At 40.7% G+C, this 2,413-nt stretch carries 4 protein-coding genes; all 4 read right to left on the bottom strand.

What is annotated here, in order from left to right; translation table 11 throughout:
* On the bottom strand, window positions 1–419 hold a 419-nt coding region (locus ACT3RQ_RS17630; protein ID WP_444680986.1), incomplete at its 3' end, for a PIN-like domain-containing protein.
* A gap of 22 nt (window positions 420–441) precedes the next feature.
* A complete protein-coding gene (locus ACT3RQ_RS17625) occupies window positions 442–1,110 on the bottom strand; it encodes a hypothetical protein (protein WP_444630154.1) in 669 nt (222 codons plus the stop codon).
* A gap of 125 nt (window positions 1,111–1,235) precedes the next feature.
* Complete coding sequence (locus ACT3RQ_RS17620) at window positions 1,236–1,478, bottom strand: hypothetical protein (protein ID WP_432766383.1); 243 nt, start codon at window positions 1,476–1,478, stop codon at window positions 1,236–1,238.
* Window positions 1,479–1,609: 131 nt separating this feature from the next.
* Window positions 1,610–2,413: hypothetical protein (locus ACT3RQ_RS17615; RefSeq protein ID WP_444680985.1), on the bottom strand; the 804-nt coding region annotated here is incomplete at its 5' end.

The following is a 2,413-nucleotide window of genomic DNA, read 5'->3' as shown; positions in this document are numbered from 1 at the left end:
ATTTCGTCATTAGATATTCTTGTCGTATGAACAGACTTATTTTTCTTTAACTCTTCGCAAAGCTCATCAAAAACTCGACTTACTTTATCCATTGTCGCCGAACTAACAAAAGGATGCTGTCTAGCATTCTCCAAGTCACTCTTCAATGAAATGATTGATTTTGTGGTGTCATCATAAGATTTTTCTTGTTGATCAATTACGGATAAACGGTTGTTTAAGTACTCTTCTGCGGCCCTGTGTGGAAGCCAAACTCTATTTTTGATCTTCTCAAGGATACGCAGAAACTCACTTCTAGTTGTGTCTGAGTAGCGATACAAATTTAGTAGGATATTGGCATCGAAAACGAACAACGATGTGTCCCATATTTCTCTTAAGTGCCCTTCAGTCTCTTTGAAGTAGCCGGGAAATAGTTCCTTCATACTTTCTCCATCATTCAACGCCTCAATCAGCCGCCGCGTTAGCGGTCGGCTGCATTGATTTGCTAGGCTTTTCTACAACACTAGCGTGATGTTTGTTGCCCTCGCTCCATATGTAATAGGCATTTAAAAATGCAGCTAATAGCCCGATCAGCAAGACAAATATGGCAAGATATTTAGCCACTCTGTAATTAAGCTCGCCAGATTTAACGCGCTTCCATTCATGTTTTAGGAGCGGTTTACTTACCTCTCTCAAAGGCTCACAAGCCTTTCTCGCCTCTGATAATTCGTTTTTATGATAGTGCTCTCTCGTTTTATAAAGCGCTGACAAAAAGGCATCATTTAATTTTTTGCCTTTCGCATTTTTTTCACTGTCATTAATTCGAAAGATTATGTCGTTGTATGATTCGTTGACCCTTGCATATATTTCTTCAACATCTCGGGCCATCTCGAACTTATCTCGATTTTCTTCCAGTCGCGCTGAATGATGGATATACAGTGTTGATAGGTATGTAAGTGATGAAATATACCGCGCGATAGAATTTCTGAGCGAATTAATCCATTCCTGCCTAAATTCCGATATTTTATTTTCTTTTGATGCCACAAGATTTGTGAACGCGAAATATCCCGCAATTAGAGCAGCAAACATTGCTCCCAATAAAACAACAGCGTTTTTCCCAATTACTGCGTCCAATCTATTTTCCCCTCGAGAGCCTAACGCTGAGGTAACCGGCGCCGGAGCGTCAGCGAAGGGAACCAAAAGCGGTACGCTTTTGGCGTCCGGTTGACCGCCTGGTTATGTGGTTGATTCACGGGGTTTCAGGAGTCGATGCCGATTAAAGAATCGATGCCTTCATCCCTGATAGTCGCTTTGGCCTCATCCAGTGCTGCCGCATCTGTATCAAACTCGTCATCCCATACTGTGGAGTTATTGAATTCATCCACCACTTCGAGAATCCAGCCACCAGTATCACCACGGTAGATTTCCACTTTGACGGTTTTCCCGTCAGCTGTCAGTTCCTGGCAAAGTGGGCTCATTTCGACTTCAAAATCATCTTCCATTCACTATCTCCGAGGTGGAATCTTTGTACACATAACGCCTGCCATAACCGGCAGTAAAAAGCAGAGCGAAGCGGCGCTTTTTACTGTCCGCGTTAATGGCATTGTTATGTGCCATACACTACTCAGTAAAATTAATTACTGTACTTCAAAAACAAAACATCAGACTTACATCGATATGTTCTCTGATCTTTCGACCAATAAAACTCAGTATCTAACGCGTCAACATCTTGCGAAAGGGCGTCCAAATGGGATCGAATATTTTCTTCAAGAAAAACAACGTTTCTTTTCAGTTTCCAGCTAGCCGCCATATCGTTCTCATCCGTCAAAACCAGAAAAAAACGATTAGAGGCATCAAAACGAGCTTCGCCTTGATTCTCATAAAACCATTTCTTTAGTTCAGAGGGATTTCTTTCTGCCTCTCCAATTATTTGCTTTTTCTGATTGCTTAATTCTTCAACAAAAGCTTTAGCATCATTCCGTTGATCCTCTCGAACCTTATTAAGTAGGTGCAACTTTAATTCCTTTGGATTCAGGTCATTCGGAATGAAGATGCTCAGCCTTCTACAAATTTGCTTCAGTTTCGTCAGTTCATTTCCGTAACCATTGTCTCGCAACTTATCTGCTAGCAATTGCTCTGGAAAATATGTAACTTTGAGATCAAAAGGTATGTCATTGATAAAGAAATCGATCTTTTTTACAAGCCCTACGGTTGGAAGAACAGAAGGGTGATCCTTAAACAAATCCTCAATGATTATTGAAGTCCAATGGTTATACCATGAATTCAAAGTATACCCTCTCATGCTACTCAGAAGGTTTCCCTCGATTTCTTCATTAATCTTTTCAAAAGATTGAATTTTCTTCACATAGTTATTCACTATGTTTTTCTCGAGGCTATTACCAAAAGAACCTCCCCAATCGAAGTTCCGCAATCTATT

This window comes from Halomonas sp. AOP43-D1-4 (genome assembly GCF_052446175.1).
GTDB classification, from domain to species: domain Bacteria; phylum Pseudomonadota; class Gammaproteobacteria; order Pseudomonadales; family Halomonadaceae; genus Vreelandella; species Vreelandella citrativorans.
The sequence above is the reverse complement of the archived record's forward strand: the minus strand, read 5'-3'. Positions and strand labels throughout refer to the sequence as shown.

Bases quoted from the DNA above. Each gene is read 5' to 3' on its own strand.
- ACT3RQ_RS17620 (WP_432766383.1), bottom strand. From the start codon at position 1,478: ATGGAAGATGATTTTGAAGTCGAAATGAGCCCACTTTGCCAGGAACTG.